Here is a 16,126-nt window from a genome sequence, read left to right on the forward strand (position 1 = left end):
CCCCCACACGACCCACTGATGTGGCGCACCACCGCAGCCGTCCTCGCCACCGCAGCCTGGATCATCCTCCTCACCACACTCATCACACACCCATAAGACCCCCGCCCCGCCCGGCCTCCACCCCGGGCGGGGCGGGCCACATCCACCCCCGGTCAGGAACACGGCGGCGCGACGGGCGGGGGCGGTGGGGGCAGGGGCGGATAGTCCGGCGGGGTCGGAATCCGTGGCCGGGGCGGGGCCACGACGGATGGAGGCGGGGGCGGTCCCGGCAGGTAGGGGGACGGTGGCCGGCGCAGGCCCACCGTGCCCCCACCGTACGGCTGTTGCCCGGCCCGGCGCGGCGCGGCGTCCGTATCGCGCCGCATCCCCCCGCCGACCCCGCCGTACCTCTCCTGACCCCCGCATCCCGCCGGGATATCCGGATGCGTACTCCCCCGCCCCCGACTACCGTCGGCGGTATGTCCACGCCCCGAATTTCCTAGCCCAGGACCCGCTTCCACGTCACCCGTGTGTCCTCGGCCAGTTTCGGAGCGTCATCCCATGATCACCGCTCGCGGGGTCGACGTGCGCGTCGGCGCCCGTCTTCTCCTGTCTTCCGTTTCCTTCCACATCGCTCCCGGCGACCGGATCGGCCTGGTCGGCCGTAACGGCGCAGGGAAGACCACCCTTCTGCACACCCTCGCCGGGCTGCGCGCCCCCGCCGCCGGCGAGGTCGTACGTACCGGCCCGGTGGCCTGTCTCGCGCAGGACTCGCGGGCCGCCGACCCGGACATGACGGTCCTGGACCGGATCCTGTCCGCGCGGGGCATGGACGTCGCCACCCGGCGGCTGCGCGAGGCCGCCGACCGGCTCGCCGAGCGGGCGGACGACGCCGCGATGGCGGCGTACACGCGGGCCGAGGCCGCCTTCGAGGCGTGCGGCGGCTACGCGGCCGAGGCCGAGGCGGCCCGGGTCGCGGCCGGGCTCGGACTGGCCGCCGAGATGCTGGGACGGCCGGTCGGCACGCTGTCCGGCGGGCAGAAGCGGCGGGTTGAGCTGGCCCGGATCCTGTTCGCCGGCGACGGCCGGGACGGCACCCTGCTGCTCGACGAGCCGACGAACCATCTCGACGCCGACTCGGTCGGCTGGCTGCGCGGCCATCTCGCGGCGCACCGGGGCAGTCTCGTCCTCATCAGCCACGACCTGGATCTGATCGCGGCCACCGTCAACCGCGTCTTCCATCTCGATCCGCAGCGCGCGGCGCTCGACGTCCACAACACCGGCTGGGCCGCGTACCTCGCCCAGCGGGACGCCGACGAACGCCGCCGGACCCGCGAGCGCGCCAACGCCGAGCGCAAGGCCGCCGCGCTGCACGACCGGGCGGAGCGGATGAAGGCCCGGGCGTCGACGTCGGTCACCGCCCGGAGCATGGCCCGTCGCGCCGACCGGCTGCTGGACGGCCTGGAGGAGGTCCGCCACGCCGAGCGGGTGGCCAGGATCCGGCTGCCCGAGCCCGCGCCGTGCGGCCGGATCCCGCTGGGCGCGGTGTCGCTCACCAAGGGGTACGGGCCCGGGCGGCCGGTCCTGGACGGGGTGGACCTCGCGGTGGACCGGGGCAGCCGGCTCGTGGTGCTCGGGCTCAACGGCGCGGGCAAGACGACGCTGCTGCGGCTGCTCGCGGGCCACGAGACGCCGGATGCGGGACGGGTGGTACGGGGCCACGGGCTGCGGCTCGGGTACTTCGCGCAGGAGCACGAGACGCTCGACCCGGCGCGTACGGTACGGGAGAACCTGGCCTCGGCGGCGCCTGGGCTGACGGACGGCGAGGTGCGGCGGGTGCTGGGCGCGTTTCTGTTCCGGGGCGACGACGCCGACAAGCCGGCGGGGGTGCTGTCGGGCGGCGAGAAGACCCGGCTCGCGCTCGCGGGTCTGGTCCACTCGGGCGCGAACGTCCTGCTGCTCGACGAGCCGACGAACAACCTGGACCCGGCCTCGCGCGACGAGGTCCTCGCGGCCGTCGGCACGTACCCGGGCGCGATCGTCATGGTGACCCACGACGAGGGCGCGATCGACGCGCTGCGGCCGGAGCGGGTGCTGTTGCTGCCGGACGCGGAGGAGGACCTGTGGAACCCGGGGTACCGGGACCTGGTCGCCCTCGCGTGAGGGGCCGGGGCGGGGCGGCGTAGACGGGGAACGGGGGTGGTACGGCCGGACCGGCCGTACCACCCCCGTCCGACTCCGTGCGACCCCGTGCGAGCTGTCCGACTTTCCGGCTGCTCCGGTTGTCCGGCTGCTCCGGTTGTCCGGCCGCTCCGGTCGTCGGGTCGCTCCGGTCGTCGGGTCGCTCCGGTCACCTCGGGTGTTCGGGTACGCCCGCCCGGCCGTCCCGGCTCAGGCGCGCTTGACGGCCTTCAGGACCACGAACTTCCGGTCGCTCGCGACCAGTTCGCTGTTGCCGAAGATCCGGCGCAGCGTCACGTGGTAACCGAGGTGCCGATTGCCGACCACCCACAGCTCGCCGCCGGGCGCAAGGGCCCGGCGGGCCTCGGCGAACATACGGCGGGCGGTCTGGTCGGTGGTGGCCTGGTGGCTGTGGAACGGCGGGTTGTTGAGCACCAGGTCGACCGAGCCGGGGGCCGCGTCGGCGAGCCCGTCACCGACCGTGAACTCGGCGGTGCGGCCGGGTCCCGCGTGGGTGCGGAAGTTCTCCTCGGCGGAGGCGACGGCCTGGTACGACTCGTCGGTGAAGACGATGTCCGCCTCGGGCTCGGCGAGCGCGACGGCGAGACCGACGACGCCGTTGCCGCAGCCGAGGTCGACGACCCGCGCGCGGCCGAGGCCGCGCGGCAGGTGCTGGAGGAAGAAGCGGGTGCCGATGTCGAGCCGGTCGGCGCAGAACACCCCGGCCTGGTTGACGACGGCGCGCCCCGCGAGGCCGGCGGGGGCGTCGGCGGGCAGCTCGTACCGGTACGGCCAGGGGTTGGCGCCCGGCGCGGTGACGGCGAGCGGCGTGGTGTGGATGAGCCGGGCCTTCTTCACGGCGAGGGAGGTCCGGGTCGGGCCGAGGATCGTCTCGAAGAGGGTGAGGGTGGAGGTGTGGATCTCCTTCACCATGCCGGTGCCGACGACGACCGTGCCCTCGTGGACGGCGGGCGCGATCCGGTGCAGCTGGTCTTCGAGGAGCGCGAGGCTCTTCGGTACGCGGACCAGCAGGACGTCGATCCGCTCGGGCGGCGGGTCCTGCGTGGTGAGCATGCGCACCGCGTCGGGGGCGGCCCCGGAACGGGCCAGGTTCTCGGCGGTGGCGGTCCGGCCCAGGTACGAGTCGGAGATCTGCACCAGCTCGCCGGGGCCGGGGTCCTTGGCCGCGAGCGCGGTCACGAGCGCGCCCCAGCGGTCGCCGACGACGGCGACCGTGCCGGACAGATCGGTGCCGGTCTCGGCGAGGTGGTTCAGCAGGTACTCGTCCGCCGCGTCCCAGGCGCGCAGCGGATCACGCGGGTCGGCCGGGCAGCGGGTGAGCGGGAAGGTGCCCCATGACGTGGTCAGACGGTTCATCGTGCCCCCAGGCTAGCCGGTGCCCGGGGTACGGCCGACCGGAGCGGGGGCTGTACGGCCCTCGGGAGACGACCGGGGCGGTGCGGCCGGCAGACCAGGGCCGGGGCCGTGGTCTGCTCTTTGCTGTCGTCGGCGGCGGAGAAGGATCTTCGCCTCGGAATCCTGCCAGAGCCCACGGGCGCGCTCCGAGACGGAAGGACTCGGTTTCCTCGTCCTCATCCCTCGGATGTCTGTTACACGGCTCGGCGGCGGTGCCCGCGAACATCAGCCCGGCCGGCCCTCCCTGCCTGACCCCCGCACCCGGCCTCCCGCCCCGCCTCAGCCCGCGACCGCCGCCAGCTCCAGGTGCCAGCGCCCCGGGCGTCCGGTGAGGGTGATCGTCGACAGGGGGCGGACGTCGACGTTCCAGTACGTCGGCGGCGGGGCCTTCAGGGCGAAGACGAGGGCGGCGCGGACGACGGCCGGTTCGGCGACGGCGACGATCGCGCCGTCGTCGGCGGGCCGGCTGTCGAGCCAGCCGCCGACGCGGATGATGAAGGCGAGCAGCGGCTCGCCGCCGTGCGGGGCGGTGCGCGCGTCGGCGAGCCAGGCGTCGACGGCGGCCGGTTCCACCGCCGCGACCTCCGCCAGGGTGTGGCCGCGCCAGCGGCCCATGTCGCAGTCGCGCAGGGCCGGTTGGGCGAGCGGGGCGTAGCCGAGGGCCACACCGGTGGCGCGGCTGCGAGGGGTCGGCGAGCAGTAGCGCAGCTCGGCCGCGCCGAGCGGGATCAGCCGGGGCGCGGCGAGTTGTACCTCGTACCAGCCGGCCTCGTCGAGCGGCCGGTCGTCGTCGAATCGCTCGGCGAGCAGCGAGGAACTGCGCGCCGCCGCGACGAGCGTGACCCGAAGCGCCATGGCCGCGATCGTGAGGCCGCCGGCCCGCCCGGTCAAGGGGTCGCGCGACGAACCGGGCGGGGATCGCGGGTCACTGCCGTCCGAGAGCCATCCACTTGCCCGGATTGCTCAGGGGCGCGAACCCGACCTTCTCGTAGACACCGTGGGCGTCGGCGGTCGCGAGCAGGATGCGGCTCAGCCCGTACGGCTCCAGGTGGTCGCGGACGGCGGTGACGAGGGCCGTACCGAGGCCGGTGCCCCGGGCCGCGCGGTCGACGTAGACGTCGCAGAGCCAGGCGAAGGTGGTGTAGTCGGTGACCACGCGCGCGTAGGCGGTCATCTCGCCGCTGCCGGTGTCGTACGCGCCGAAGTTGAGGGAACCGGCGATGGCCCGGTCCTGTGTCTCCCGGGACCGGCCGGGGGCCCAGTAGGCGTCGGTGGAGATCCACTGGTGGACCCGGGCCGCGTCGATCCGCGCGGGTTCGGCGGAGATCTCGTACGTCCCGTGCAGGACGGGGGCGGAGACGGAAGCCGTGCCGCTGCCGGTCCCGCTCGGGTCACCCTGGCCGGTCTGATCGTTCTGGGCATTCTGGTCGCTCATGGGCGCAGGCTGCCAGGCCACCAGGCTCCTGTCAGGTGATTTCCTCGCACGTCTCACGGCAGGAGACCGTCGATCGCCGTCCGCAGTCTGCGGACACCCTCCGCGATCTCGGCGGGGCCCGCGACCCCCGCGAAGCTCAGCCGGACGTGCCCGGCGGGCGCCTCGGCGCAGAAGTAGGGGCGGCCGGGGGCGAGGGCGACCCCGGCGCGCAGGGCGGCGTGGAACAGGGCGGTCTCGGGGAGCGTGTCGGGCAGTCGCAGCCACAGGTGGTAGCCGCCGGACGGGACGTGGGGCAGGGCGAGTTCGGGCAGGTGCCGCAGGACGGCGGCGGTCATGATGTCGCGGCGGTTCTTCAACTCGTGCGCGACGGTGCGCAGATGGCGGTTCCAGGACGGCGATCCGACGAGTTCCAGGGCGGCTTCCTGGAGCGGGCGGGGGACGAAGAAGCTGTCGACGACCTGGATGGCGCGGAGGCGTTCGAGGACGGGGCCGCGGGCGGCGAGCGCGCCGACGCGCAGGCTCGGCGAGGTGGGCTTGGTGAGGGAACAGACGTGGACGACGACGCCGTCGGGGTCGTCGGCGGCGAGGGTCGACGGCAGCGGGCCGGCGTCCTCGTGGACGAGCCGGCGGGCGAAGTCGTCCTCCACGACGAAGGCTCCGGCGGCCCGCGCGACCCGGACGACGGCGGCGCGCCGCGACTCGGGCAGGACGGTCCCGGTGGGGTTCTGGAAGAGGGGCTGGCAGACCAGGACACGGGCGCCGGTGGCCCGGAAGGCGGCTTCGAGGAGGTCGGGGCGGATGCCCTCGGCGTCGGTGGGGACGGGGACGGGGCGCAGTCCGGCGGCGCGGGCGACGGCCAGCATGCCCGGGTAGGTGGGCGATTCGACGAGGACGGGGGTGCCGGGCGGGGTCAGCGCGCGCAGGGCGGTGGTGAGCGCGGGCTGGCCGCCGGCGGTGACGAGGATCTCGGCGGGGGTGACACCGCCGCCGATCTCGCGGGCGAACCAGGCGCGCAGCTCGGGCAGTCCGTCGACGGGCGGGCGGCCCCAGGCGCCGGGGCGGCGGCCGGCCCGGGTGAGCGCGGCGGCGAGGGCGCGTTCGGGCTGGAGGGAGGGGTGCAGATAGCCGCCGTTGAACTCGACGGTGCCGGTGGGGGGTTCGGCGAGGGTGACGAGGACACCGGAGGCGTCGACGGCGCGCGGGACGAGTTCGGTGGCCGCGTCGGCGCTGAGGGCGAGTTCCTGCCAGGAAGTGTCGCCGGTGGCGGGGGCGGCGGTCCGGGGGTCCGTCCGGTAGGCGCCCGCGCCCGGGCGGGTCACGACCAGGCCCTCGGCGGCGAGCAGGGCGAGGGCGCGGGTGACGGTCACCGGGGAGACCCGGTGGCGTTCGACGAGCGTCCGGCTGGACGGCAGCTTCTCTCCTGGTGAGTAGCGGTGGAGTTCCGCTTTCAGGATTCCGGCCAACTCGGCGACGCTGCTACGCTCTTGCATGAGAGCACAGAATAGCGCTACCCCTGAAGGCGCGATAGCGGTCGGCGACACCGCCGCGGCCGGCACCCTCGGCACCGCCCCTCACACCGCACCCCGCACCGCCCTTCACTCCGCCCCTCGCACCGGCGGCCGCACCGCTCCCCGCACCGGCGACCACACCACCCGCGACCAGGCCGGTTCCGGCTTCTCCGGCGGCACCCTGCTCGCCGTGCTCGGCGTCGTCGCGTTCTCCCTCACCTTCCCCGCCACCGTGTGGGGCCTGGAGAGCTTCGGCCCCTGGTCGCTGGTGGCCCTCCGCTCCGTACTCGCCGCCCTGATCGCGGGCGGCTTCCTCCTCGCGGGCCGCGTCCCGCCGCCCGCCCGGCGCCACTGGCCCGGACTCGCGGTGGTCGCCGGCGGGGTCGTCGTCGGCTACCCGCTGCTGACCACACTGGCGCTGCGGACCTCCACCACCGCGCACGCCGCCGTCGTCGTCGGCCTGCTGCCGCTGACCACGGCGGTCTTCGCCGCGCTGCGCACCGGCCGGCGGCCGTCCCGTACTTTCTGGGCCGCGGCCCTCGCCGGCGCCCTCGTCGTCATCGTCTTCACCGTCCAGCAGAGCGGCGGCGCGCTGACGGCCGGCGACCTCTATCTCTTCGGCGCGCTGATCGTCTGCGCCGCCGGATACACCGAGGGCGGCCGGCTGGCCGCCGTCATGCCCGGCTGGCAGGTCATCGGCTGGGCGCTGGCCGGCGCTCTGCCGCTGACGGCGGTGGGCGCGGCGGTCGCCCTCGCGTACGAGCCGGTGCACCTCACCACACACGGGGTCACCGGCCTGGTGTGGGCGGCGGCCGGTTCCACCTTCCTCGGTCTGTACGTCTGGTACCGGGGCATGGCCGCGATCGGCATCCCGCGCGCCAGCCAGCTCCAGCTCGCGCAGCCGCTGCTCACCCTGGTCTGGTCGGTGACCCTGCTCGGCGAGCACCCGGCCGCCGCGGCGCCGCTCGCGGCCGTCGGGGTCCTCGTCTGCATCGCCGTGACCCAGCGGGCGCGGAGCTGAGACGCGGGTCACAATGGCAGACGTAGACTCCGAGTAGGGCGTCCTGGGCGTCTCCTCACAGGTTCCGGGGCCGGGTGGCGAGTTCCCGCTTCCGGCTTCCGGCTCGGGGAGCGCGCGGGCCCAGCGATGGCCGGCCCGGCCGCGAGGAGGTCACGCGATGCAGGCGAGCGTGGGCGACAAACTGCTGATGCACGGCCGTACGGTCGGGCAGCACGACCGTACGGCCGAGGTTCTGGAAGTACGGGGGGAGAACGGCGCTCCCCCGTACCGCGTCAAATTCGACGACGACGGTCACGAGGCCCTGATGTCGCCGGGCCCCGACACCGTCGTACGCCATCACGCCGAGGCCACGGGCCCGTGAGCCCCACCGGGGGCCCGCGAGCCCCCGGCCCCGGTCTCGGACCCCGTCCTCAGGACCCGGCCCCTCTGGGCGCTCCCGTCAGCGTGACGGCTCCGATCACCTCTTGAGGGCGGCCGTGAGCGCGCCCAGCGGATCCTTGGAGACCTCGCGCGCCGCGAAGTAGCAGTGCCCGCCGACGGAGCCGTACTTCCGGCCGAGGTCGACGTGCCGGGACAGCTCCGCCGCGTCCTGCCAGGCGTCCGCCTGCGCCGGATCGCCGACCTTGTACAGCGCCTCGCCAAGGTAGAGCCGTACCCCGGTGCCCTTGACCGTCTTGTCCCACCAGGGGACGAGCTTCGCGTAGTCGGCGGCCGAGTTGCCGATCTGCCAGTACAGCTGCGGGATCACATAGTCGATCCAGCCCTCCTTGACCCAGCGGCGGGTGTCCGCGTGCAGGTCGTCGTAGGTCTGGAGCGAGCGGGTGTCGGAGCCGGCCGGGTCGGTGCCGGCGTTGCGCCAGACGCCGAAGGGGCTGATGCCGAAGGCCACCTTCGGCTTGAGCTTCCTGATCCGGGCGGAGGTCTCGGAGACCAGCAGGTCGATGTTGTTCCGGCGCCAGGCCGCCCGGTCGGCGAACCCGCCGCCGTAGCGGGCGTACGCGTCGTCGTCGTCCAGGACCTGCCCCGAGGCCGGGTACGGGTAGAAGTAGTCGTCCCAGTGCAGGGCGTCGACGTCGTAGCGGTGCACGGCGTCGAGCATCGCGTCCTGGACGTGCTTGCGGACCTCGGGCAGGCCCGGGTTGTAGAGCAGCTGCCCGTTGTAGGCGAGCGCCCAGTCGGGGTTCTCGCGCACCGGATGGCTCGCGGCGAGCCGGCCGGGGTCGGTGTGGAAGGCGACCCGGTACGGGTTGCACCAGGCGTGCAGCTCAAGGCCGCGCTTGTGCGCCTCGGTGACGGCGGTGCCCAGCGGGTCCCAGCCGGGGTCCTTGCCCTGGACGCCGGTGAGGTACTGCGACCAGGGCTCGTACGGGGAGGGCCACAGCGCGTCGGCGGTGGGCCGGATCTGGAAGACGACGGTGTTCAGTCCGCGCCGGACCGCGAGGTCGAGCCAGCCGATCAGCTCCGTGCGCTGTTCGGCCGCCGTGAGGCCGGTGCGGGAGGGGAAGTCGCGGTTGGTGACCGTCGCGAGCCACATCCCCTTGAAGGCGCCCGCCCGGCCCTCCCCGCCCGCGCCGGCCCCTCCGCCGGGATCCTCCGCCGCCTGGACGGGCCCGGCCGCGGAGCCCGTCGCCATTCCGAGAGTCGCGAGCGCCACACCCGCCACGAACCCTCTTCTACCGATCGGTGCCATTTTGTCACCCCTCGCTATCGGATACGTCACAGCCCATCGGACAGCATGCCCCGTCCGTGACGATCGATCATTTGCTCCGTCGGGAGTAACGTCGTGGGGTCGAGGCGGACGCACCGGAATCACACGGGCCCGCCGCCAGCAGAGAGCGAAAGGCACGAGGTGACGGACTCCATGGCCGACATTGAGCGCGTCGGAGTGGTCGGCTGCGGCCAGATGGGCGCGGGCATCGCGGAGGTGTGCGCCCGCAGCGGCCTCGAAGTGAAGGTCGCCGAGACCACCGGCGAGGCGCTGGAGATCGGCCGCACGCGGCTCTACAACTCGCTCGCGAAGGCCGCCGAACGCGGCAAGATCAGCGAGGAGGAGCGCGACGAGACGCTCGCGCGCCTCAGCTTCACCACCGACCTGGGCGAGTTCGCCGACCGCGACCTCGTCATCGAGGCGGTCGTGGAGAACGAGCAGGTCAAGACCGAGATCTTCCAGGTGCTCGACCAGGTGGTGACACGGCCGGACGCCATCCTGGCCTCCAACACCTCCTCGATCCCCCTGGTGAAGCTGGCCGTGGCGACCTCCCGCCCCGACCAGGTCGTCGGCATCCACTTCTTCAACCCGGCGCCGGTGCAGAAGCTCGTCGAACTGATCCCCGCGCTCACCACCTCCGAGGGCACGATCAGCCGGGCCCAGCTGTTCGCCGAGAAGACCCTCGGCAAGCACGCGATCCGCGCCCAGGACCGTTCGGGCTTCGTGGTGAACGCGCTGCTCGTGCCGTACCTCCTCTCCGCGATCCGGATGTTCGAGTCCGGCATCGCGAGCCGCGAGGACATCGACAACGGCATGGAGTTCGGCTGCGCCCACCCGATGGGCCCGCTGAAGCTGTCGGACCTCATCGGTCTGGACACGATCGCCTCGATCGCCGACTCGATGTACACCGAGTACAAGGAGCCGCTGTACGCCGCTCCCCCGCTGCTCCAGCGCATGGTCGACGCGGGCCGGCTCGGCCGCAAGACCGGATCGGGTTTCTACCCGTACGCGTGACGCCGCTCCTCCGAACGAGGGACACGGCGACACAAGGGACACGGCGGCCGGACGGCCCGTACCCGCGCAGGTACGGGCCGTCCGGCCGTTTCGCGTTCCGGTACGCCCCCGCCGGGGGTCCGTGGGACGTCCTGGAACCGTCTCTATACGTCCCTTGGATGTCCTTGATACGTCCCTGGACGTCCTGGACATGTCCCCGGACATCCGGGGAGTCCCCGAACGGCGGCAGCGGCTCCACGAGCCCCAGGAAGGACCGCCCGTACCAGGGCTCCCGCACCAGGCGCACCAGGGCCCGTACCGCCACACGAACACCGAAAAGGGCCGCGGCCCCGGGCGAACCCCGGGCCGCGGCCCCTCGTCGTTCCCGCGGGCGGTTACGCGCCGCGCAGGACCGCGCCGGTGTGCTCGGCGGCCATGGCGACCGCGGCGTCGCGCGCCGCCGTCGCCTCCTCGACCGTCAGGGTGCGGTCGGCCGCGCGGAAGCGGAGCGCGTACGCCAGCGACTTCTTGCCGGCACCGACCTGGTCGCCGGTGTAGACGTCGAACAGGCGGATGGACTCCAGGAGTTCACCCGCGCCGCCGGCCAGGTAGTACTCCACCATCGCGGCCGGGACGTCCTGGTCGACGACCAGGGCGACATCCTGGGTGGCGACCGGGAAGGCGGAGATGCTCGGGGCCTTCACGGCACCCTCGTTCGCGCTCTCCAGGACGTCCAGGTCCAGCTCCATGGCGCAGGTGCGGGCGGGCAGGCCGAGGGCCTTGACCACGCGCGGGTGCAGCTCGCCGCCGTGACCGGCGAGGGTCTTGACCCCGTCGACCATGACGTGGAACGCGGCGCACCGGCCCGGGTGCCACGGGGCGTGCTGGTCGGCGTCGATCAGCAGCTGGGCGCCGGACTCGGCGGCGACCAGGCGCGCGGCCTGGACGGCGTCGGCCCAGTCGGCCGGGCGGCCCTTGCCCCACCAGCCGGCCTGCTCGCGGGAGCCCGCGAGGACGACGGCCACACGGCGCGGCTGCGCGGGCAGCACGGCGTTGACGCGGGCGATGTCCTCGTCGCTCGGGCGGCCGTCGACGGGCAGCCGGACGGCGACGCCCGGCTGGCCCTCGGTCGGCCGGAAGACCAGACCGGTCTCGAACAGCGCCAGGTCGTGGCTGCCGCGGCCGTCGTTGCGGCGCAGCGCGCCGAGCAGGCCCGGCAGCAGCGTCGTACGGAGCGCGGGCTCCTCGTCGGACAGCGGGTTGACGAGGGTGACGACCCGGCGGCGGGCGTCGTCCGCGTCGAGGCCGAGCTGGTCGAAGACCTGCGCGCCGATGAACGGGTAGTTCAGCGCCTCGACGTAGCCGGCGCCGGCCAGGGCGCGGCCCACCCGGCGGTGGACGCGCTGGCGCTCGGTCAGGCCGCGGCCTGCCGGGGGCTTCGGCAGCGTGGAGGGCAGGTTCTCGTAACCCTCCAGGCGGATGACCTCTTCGGCGAGGTCGTTCGGCGCGGCGAGGTCGGGACGCCACGACGGCACGGTGACGATCAGCTCGTCCTGGCCGTAGACGTCGCAGCCGACCTCCTGGAGGCGGCGGACGACGGTCTCGCGGCCGTAGGCGACACCGGCGACCTTGTCCGGGTGGTTCGCCGGCATCGTGATCGTGCGCGGCGCGGACGGCGCGACGACCTCGGTGACGCCGGCCTCGGCCGTACCGCCCGCGAGCAGCACCAGCAGGTCGGCGCAGCGCTGCGCCGCCGCGGCGGCGGCCTTCGGGTCGACACCGCGCTCGAAGCGCTTGGACGCCTCGGAGGACAGCTTGTGGCGGCGGGCCGTGCGCGCGATCGCGATCGGGTCGAAGTGCGCGGCCTCGATGACGACCTCGGTGGTGGCACCGGCGAGGTCGGCGTGGTCGGCGATCTCCGTGTCGGCGCCGCCCATGACGCCCGCGAGGCCGATGGGGCCGCGGTTGTCGGTGATGACGAGATCCGCCGGGTCCAGGACGCGGACGGTGCCGTCGAGGGTGGTGATCTTCTCGCCGGCCTCGGCGCGGCGGACCCCGAGGGGGCCGTCGAGCCGGGTGCGGTCGTAGGCGTGCAGCGGCTGGCCGAGCTCCAGCATCACGTAGTTCGTGATGTCGACGGCGAGCGAGATCGGGCGCATGCCCGCCTTCTGGAGGCGGCGCTTGAGCCAGATCGGCGAGCGGGACTCGGGGTCCAGGCCGACGACGGTACGGGCGGTGAAGCGGTCGCAGCCGGCCGGGTCGGTGACCTGGACCGGGTAGCCGTACGCGTTCGGGGCGGGCACGTCGAGCAGCGCCGGGTCGCGCAGCGGCAGGCCGTACGCGATGGCGGTCTCGCGGGCGACGCCGCGCATCGACAGGCAGTAGCCGCGGTCCGGGGTGACGGCGATGTCGAGGACCTCGTCGAACAGCTCCAGGAGGACCGTCGCGTCGGTGCCGATCTCGTGCTCCGGCGGCAGCACGATGATGCCGTGCGAGCCGTCGTCGCCCATGCCGAGCTCGTCGCCCGAGCAGATCATGCCGCGCGACATCCGGCCGTACGTCTTGCGCTCGGCGATCCGGAAGTCGCCGGGCAGCACGGCGCCGGGCAGCGCCACGACGACCTTGTCGCCCTCGGCGAAGTTCCGGGCGCCGCAGATGATCTCCTGCGGCTCACCGGTGCCGTTGGCCTGGCCGACGTCGACCAGGCAGAACCGGATGGGCTTCTTGAAGTCGGTCAGTTCCTCGATGGAGAGGACCTTGCCGACCACCAGCGGGCCGGTCAGGCCGGCGCCGAGCTTCTCGACGGTCTCGACCTCGAGGCCCGCCTCGACGAGCTTGGCCTGTACGTCACGGCCGGTCTCCGTCGCCGGCAGGTCGACGTACTCCCGCAGCCAGGAAAGCGGGACCCGCATCAGATCTCCATCCCGAAAGGCCGGGTGAACCGGATGTCACCCTCGACCATGTCTCGCATGTCTTCGACGTTGTGGCGGAACATGAGCATGCGCTCGATACCGAAACCGAACGCGAATCCGCTGTACTTCTCGGGGTCGACACCGCAGGCGACGAGCACCTTCGGGTTGACCATGCCGCAGCCGCCCAGCTCGATCCAGCCCTCGCTGCCACAGGTGCGGCAGGGGCGGTCGGGGTTGCCCACGGACTCGCCCCGGCACACGTAGCAGAGCATGTCCATCTCGGCGGACGGCTCGGTGAAGGGGAAGAAGTTCGGGCGGAGCCGGGTCTTCATGTCCGGGCCGAAGAGCGCCTGGACCATGTGGTCCAGGGTGCCCTTGAGGTCGGCCATGGTCAGGCCCTCGTCGACGGCCAGCAGCTCGATCTGGTGGAAGACCGGGGTGTGCGTGGCGTCGAGCTCGTCGGTGCGGTAGACGCGGCCGGGGCACACCACGTAGACCGGGGGCTCCCGGTCGATGAGGGTGCGGGCCTGGACCGGCGAGGTGTGGGTGCGGAGCACGACACCGGACTCGTCGCCCGTGGTGCCCTTGGGGCCCTGGACGAAGAAGGTGTCCTGCATCTGTCGCGCCGGGTGGTCCGGCACGAAGTTCAGGGCGTCGAAGTTGAACCACTCGGCCTCGACCTCGGGACCCTCGGCGACCTCGTAGCCCATGGAGACGAACACGTCGGCGACGCGCTCCATGAGGGTGGTCAGCGGGTGCCGGGCGCCGGCCGGGACGCGGTCGTACGGCAGCGTGACGTCGACGGCCTCCTCGACGAGGACGCGGGCGTCGCGCTCGGCCTCCAGCTCGCTCTGGCGGGCGGCCAGAGCCTTGGAGACGGCGCCGCGGGCCTGGCCCACGAGCTTGCCGGCCGCGGCCTTGGCCTGCGGCGGCAGCGCGCCGATCTCGCGGTTGGCGAGCGCCAGCGGCGAGGTGCCGCCGGTGTGCGCGGTCTTCGCCTGCGCGAGCGCGTCGAGGTCGCCTGCGGCGGCGAAGGCGGCGATCGCCTCGTCCCGCATGCGCTCGATCTCTTCCGGTTTCAAGGCTTCGACCTCGACCGGGTCGTACGACTTATTGGGTGCCGACATTTCTTCCCGTGTTTCGGTTGGCTGGCTGGGCGGTCCCGCTCGACGTCAAGGGCGCAAACGTGCCAAAGGACGAGTCTAACGGGGCGCGGGGACGCGAATGAGCCCGTGGGCGGCCCGTACGGCTCCCGGCCTCGGCTCCGTCTCGGCCGGTGGGACGGAGACGGTGGTCCCGCCGCGGCTGCGGCGGCGGGATCAGACGAGGTGGGCCGGGGTGCCGACGGGCAGGATAAATCGGAACTCGGCCCCGCCGCGGGGGCCGCGTCCGACGGTGATGGTGCCGCCGTGGGCCTCGACGACGCCCTTGACGATATAGAGGCCGAGTCCGGTGCCGCCGCGCTTGCTGCCCCGCCAGAAACGGGTGAAGACGCGGCCCATCGACTCCTCGGGGATGCCGGGTCCCTCGTCGCTCACGATGACCTCCGTCCCCTTCTCTCCGTCGGTGGTGGCCGTGGTGGGTGCCACGTCGATGGTGACGGTTCCGCCGCCGTGCCGCACCGCGTTTTCGAGCAGATTGCCGAGGATCTGGTCGATCTTGTCGGGATCGGCCCACAGATCGGGCAGGCCGGACCGGATCCGTACGAAGAAACGGTCGGGGGCCTGGCCGCCGGTGGTGTGGGCGTGGACGTGCCGGCCGACGGCGGCGGCGATGTCGACGCGCTGGCGGCGCACCTCCAGCCGGCCGGAGTCGATCCGCGAGATGTCGAGGAGTTCGGCGATGAGCCGCTTGATGCGGCCCGCGTCGGCGTCGACGGTCTCCAGCATCAGCCGCTTCTGGTCGTCGGTGAACCGCTCCCACTTGGCGAGGAGAGTGGCGGTGAAGCCCTTGACGGAGGTGAGCGGCGAACGCAGTTCGTGGGCGACCGTGGCGATCAGCTCGGCGTTGCTGCGCTCCGTACGGCGGCGGGCCTCGGTGCCGCGCAGCGAGACGACGACCCGGTGGACGGGGCCGGTGGGGCGGGTGCGCAGATAACGGGCGGAGACCAGGACCTCGCGGCCGCCGGGAAGCAGCAGATTGCGTTCGGGCTGGCCGCGGCGGGTGGCGAGGCCGCCGTACGGATCGGTGAGCGCCCACCAGCGGTGACCCTTGAGGTCTTCGAGCGGCAGGGCCTGATCGAGCGGGCGGCCGAGGGCCTGGGCGCCGGGTACGGCGGTGATACGGCTGGCGGCGGCGTTGAAGCAGATGACGCGGCCGGTCTCGTCGGCGACGACCAGGCCGTCGGGCAGGTCGTCGGGGTCGATGCCGAGGTCCGGGGCGGGGGTGGGGGCGGGGGCCAGGGGGGTTCCGGGTTCCGGGGTGGTTCCGGGTACGGGTTCCGGGGTGGTTCCGGGTACGGGTTCCGGGGTGGTTCCGGGTGCCGGAGCGGTCCCGGAGACGGGCGCTGGAATGATTCCGGGTACGGGTGCCGGTGTGGTGCCGGTTCCGGGTGCTGGAGTGATCCCGCGGACGGGCGCTGAGGTGATTCCGGGCGCGTCACCGGCGGTGGTGGTGGCAGCGGTGGCGTTTTCGGAGCGGAGGCCGTCCGGTGCCGGATTCTCCCCCGTATCCGGGCCTGGGCATGGGCCTGGACCCTGATGCGGGCCGGGAGGACAGGAGCAGGACCCTGGACATGAACCTGAGCCTGAGCTTGAGCTTGAGCGTGGCCTTGGGTCTGGACCCGAACCTGGGCTCGGCCCCGTACCCGGACCGGGACCCGATCCCGGCGCGGGCCGTGGATCCGGGCCGGAGCCAGGACCCGGGCCGGACCGGGGGGCGGCCTCGGTCCCCTGGGGGACCGGCGCGCCGCGCGGCTCGGGTACGGGTGGCGGTTCCGCCCCGTATGGCGCGGTACTCCGTGCCTGTGCGGGA

General features: G+C 73.5%; 12 protein-coding genes. 4 read left to right on the top strand and 8 right to left on the bottom strand.

The features are described from left to right. The first annotated feature begins 540 nt into the window (after positions 1–540). Entirely contained in the window at positions 541–2,142 is a 1,602-nt protein-coding gene (locus ABZ990_RS09040; RefSeq protein ID WP_361227578.1) for an ABC-F family ATP-binding cassette domain-containing protein, read from the top strand. A 228-nt stretch (positions 2,143–2,370) separates the two neighbouring features. On the opposite strand, the gene ABZ990_RS09045 is transcribed toward ABZ990_RS09040, so the two are convergent. From ABZ990_RS09045 to ABZ990_RS09060, 4 genes are all read right to left on the bottom strand, one after another. Continuing rightward, positions 2,371–3,537, bottom strand: coding sequence for a methyltransferase (locus ABZ990_RS09045; protein WP_361227581.1), 1,167 nt, complete (start codon positions 3,535–3,537; stop codon positions 2,371–2,373). A 318-nt stretch (positions 3,538–3,855) separates the two neighbouring features. Beyond that, a complete protein-coding gene (locus ABZ990_RS09050) occupies positions 3,856–4,431 on the bottom strand; it encodes a histidine phosphatase family protein (RefSeq protein ID WP_361227584.1) in 576 nt (191 codons plus the stop codon). Positions 4,432–4,501: 70 nt separating this feature from the next. Then, a complete protein-coding gene (locus ABZ990_RS09055) occupies positions 4,502–5,011 on the bottom strand; it encodes a GNAT family N-acetyltransferase (protein WP_361227587.1) in 510 nt (169 codons plus the stop codon). 53 nt (positions 5,012–5,064) lie between these two features. After that, positions 5,065–6,501 carry a PLP-dependent aminotransferase family protein gene (locus tag ABZ990_RS09060; protein ID WP_361227590.1) on the bottom strand — a complete coding sequence of 479 codons (1,437 nt, stop codon included), beginning with the start codon at positions 6,499–6,501 and terminating at the stop codon, positions 5,065–5,067. On the opposite strand from ABZ990_RS09060, the gene ABZ990_RS09065 reads away from it, so the two are divergent. Both ABZ990_RS09065 and ABZ990_RS09070 read left to right on the top strand, forming a co-directional pair. After that, the gene (locus ABZ990_RS09065; RefSeq protein ID WP_361227593.1) at positions 6,500–7,540 is read left to right on the top strand and encodes a DMT family transporter; all 1,041 of its coding nucleotides are present in this window, start codon (positions 6,500–6,502) and stop codon (positions 7,538–7,540) included. The two genes, ABZ990_RS09060 and ABZ990_RS09065, sit on opposite strands and share 2 nt — an antisense overlap. 157 nt (positions 7,541–7,697) lie before the next feature. Beyond that, a complete protein-coding gene (locus tag ABZ990_RS09070; RefSeq protein ID WP_361227596.1) occupies positions 7,698–7,901 on the top strand; it encodes a DUF1918 domain-containing protein in 204 nt (67 codons plus the stop codon). A gap of 96 nt (positions 7,902–7,997) precedes the next feature. On the opposite strand, the gene ABZ990_RS09075 is transcribed toward ABZ990_RS09070, so the two are convergent. Next, positions 7,998–9,173 carry a family 10 glycosylhydrolase gene (locus ABZ990_RS09075; RefSeq protein ID WP_361227599.1) on the bottom strand — a complete coding sequence of 392 codons (1,176 nt, stop codon included), beginning with the start codon at positions 9,171–9,173 and terminating at the stop codon, positions 7,998–8,000. A gap of 228 nt (positions 9,174–9,401) precedes the next feature. Between ABZ990_RS09075 and ABZ990_RS09080 the strand changes: the two genes are divergently transcribed. Continuing rightward, positions 9,402–10,262 (top strand): 3-hydroxybutyryl-CoA dehydrogenase, encoded by an 861-nt coding sequence (locus ABZ990_RS09080; protein ID WP_361227602.1) that lies wholly within the window; start codon positions 9,402–9,404, stop codon positions 10,260–10,262. Between the two features lie 374 nt (positions 10,263–10,636). Here ABZ990_RS09080 and pheT read toward each other — a convergent pair whose 3' ends face one another. From pheT to ABZ990_RS09095, 3 genes are all read right to left on the bottom strand, one after another. Then, positions 10,637–13,153, bottom strand: a complete 2,517-nt coding sequence (gene pheT / locus ABZ990_RS09085; RefSeq protein ID WP_361227605.1) for a phenylalanine--tRNA ligase subunit beta — start codon at positions 13,151–13,153, stop codon at positions 10,637–10,639. Further along, positions 13,153–14,280, bottom strand: a complete 1,128-nt coding sequence (gene pheS, locus ABZ990_RS09090) for a phenylalanine--tRNA ligase subunit alpha (protein ID WP_361227608.1) — start codon at positions 14,278–14,280, stop codon at positions 13,153–13,155. Before pheS ends, pheT begins: the two co-directional genes overlap by 1 nt. Positions 14,281–14,472: 192 nt before the next feature. Beyond that, positions 14,473–15,555 (bottom strand): PAS domain-containing sensor histidine kinase, encoded by a 1,083-nt coding sequence (locus tag ABZ990_RS09095; RefSeq protein WP_361228104.1) that lies wholly within the window; start codon positions 15,553–15,555, stop codon positions 14,473–14,475. Positions 15,556–16,126: the final 571 nt, after the last annotated feature.

Source organism: Streptomyces sp. NPDC046203 (genome assembly GCF_040646255.1).
Lineage (GTDB): Bacteria > Actinomycetota > Actinomycetes > Streptomycetales > Streptomycetaceae > Streptomyces.

Excerpts from the sequence above, each read along its gene's own strand:
- ABZ990_RS09040 (WP_361227578.1), top strand. The coding sequence starts at position 541 with ATGATCACCGCTCGCGGGGTCGACGTGCGCGTCGGCGCCCGTCTTCTC.
- ABZ990_RS09045 (WP_361227581.1), bottom strand. The coding sequence starts at position 3,537 with ATGAACCGTCTGACCACGTCATGGGGCACCTTCCCGCTCACCCGCTGC.
- ABZ990_RS09050 (WP_361227584.1), bottom strand. The coding sequence starts at position 4,431 with ATGGCGCTTCGGGTCACGCTCGTCGCGGCGGCGCGCAGTTCCTCGCTG.
- ABZ990_RS09055 (WP_361227587.1), bottom strand. The coding sequence starts at position 5,011 with ATGAGCGACCAGAATGCCCAGAACGATCAGACCGGCCAGGGTGACCCG.
- ABZ990_RS09065 (WP_361227593.1), top strand. The coding sequence starts at position 6,500 with ATGAGAGCACAGAATAGCGCTACCCCTGAAGGCGCGATAGCGGTCGGC.
- ABZ990_RS09060 (WP_361227590.1), bottom strand. The coding sequence starts at position 6,501 with ATGCAAGAGCGTAGCAGCGTCGCCGAGTTGGCCGGAATCCTGAAAGCG.
- ABZ990_RS09070 (WP_361227596.1), top strand. The coding sequence starts at position 7,698 with ATGCAGGCGAGCGTGGGCGACAAACTGCTGATGCACGGCCGTACGGTC.
- ABZ990_RS09075 (WP_361227599.1), bottom strand. The coding sequence starts at position 9,173 with ATGGCGACGGGCTCCGCGGCCGGGCCCGTCCAGGCGGCGGAGGATCCC.
- ABZ990_RS09080 (WP_361227602.1), top strand. The coding sequence starts at position 9,402 with ATGGCCGACATTGAGCGCGTCGGAGTGGTCGGCTGCGGCCAGATGGGC.
- pheT (WP_361227605.1), bottom strand. The coding sequence starts at position 13,153 with ATGCGGGTCCCGCTTTCCTGGCTGCGGGAGTACGTCGACCTGCCGGCG.
- pheS (WP_361227608.1), bottom strand. The coding sequence starts at position 14,280 with ATGTCGGCACCCAATAAGTCGTACGACCCGGTCGAGGTCGAAGCCTTG.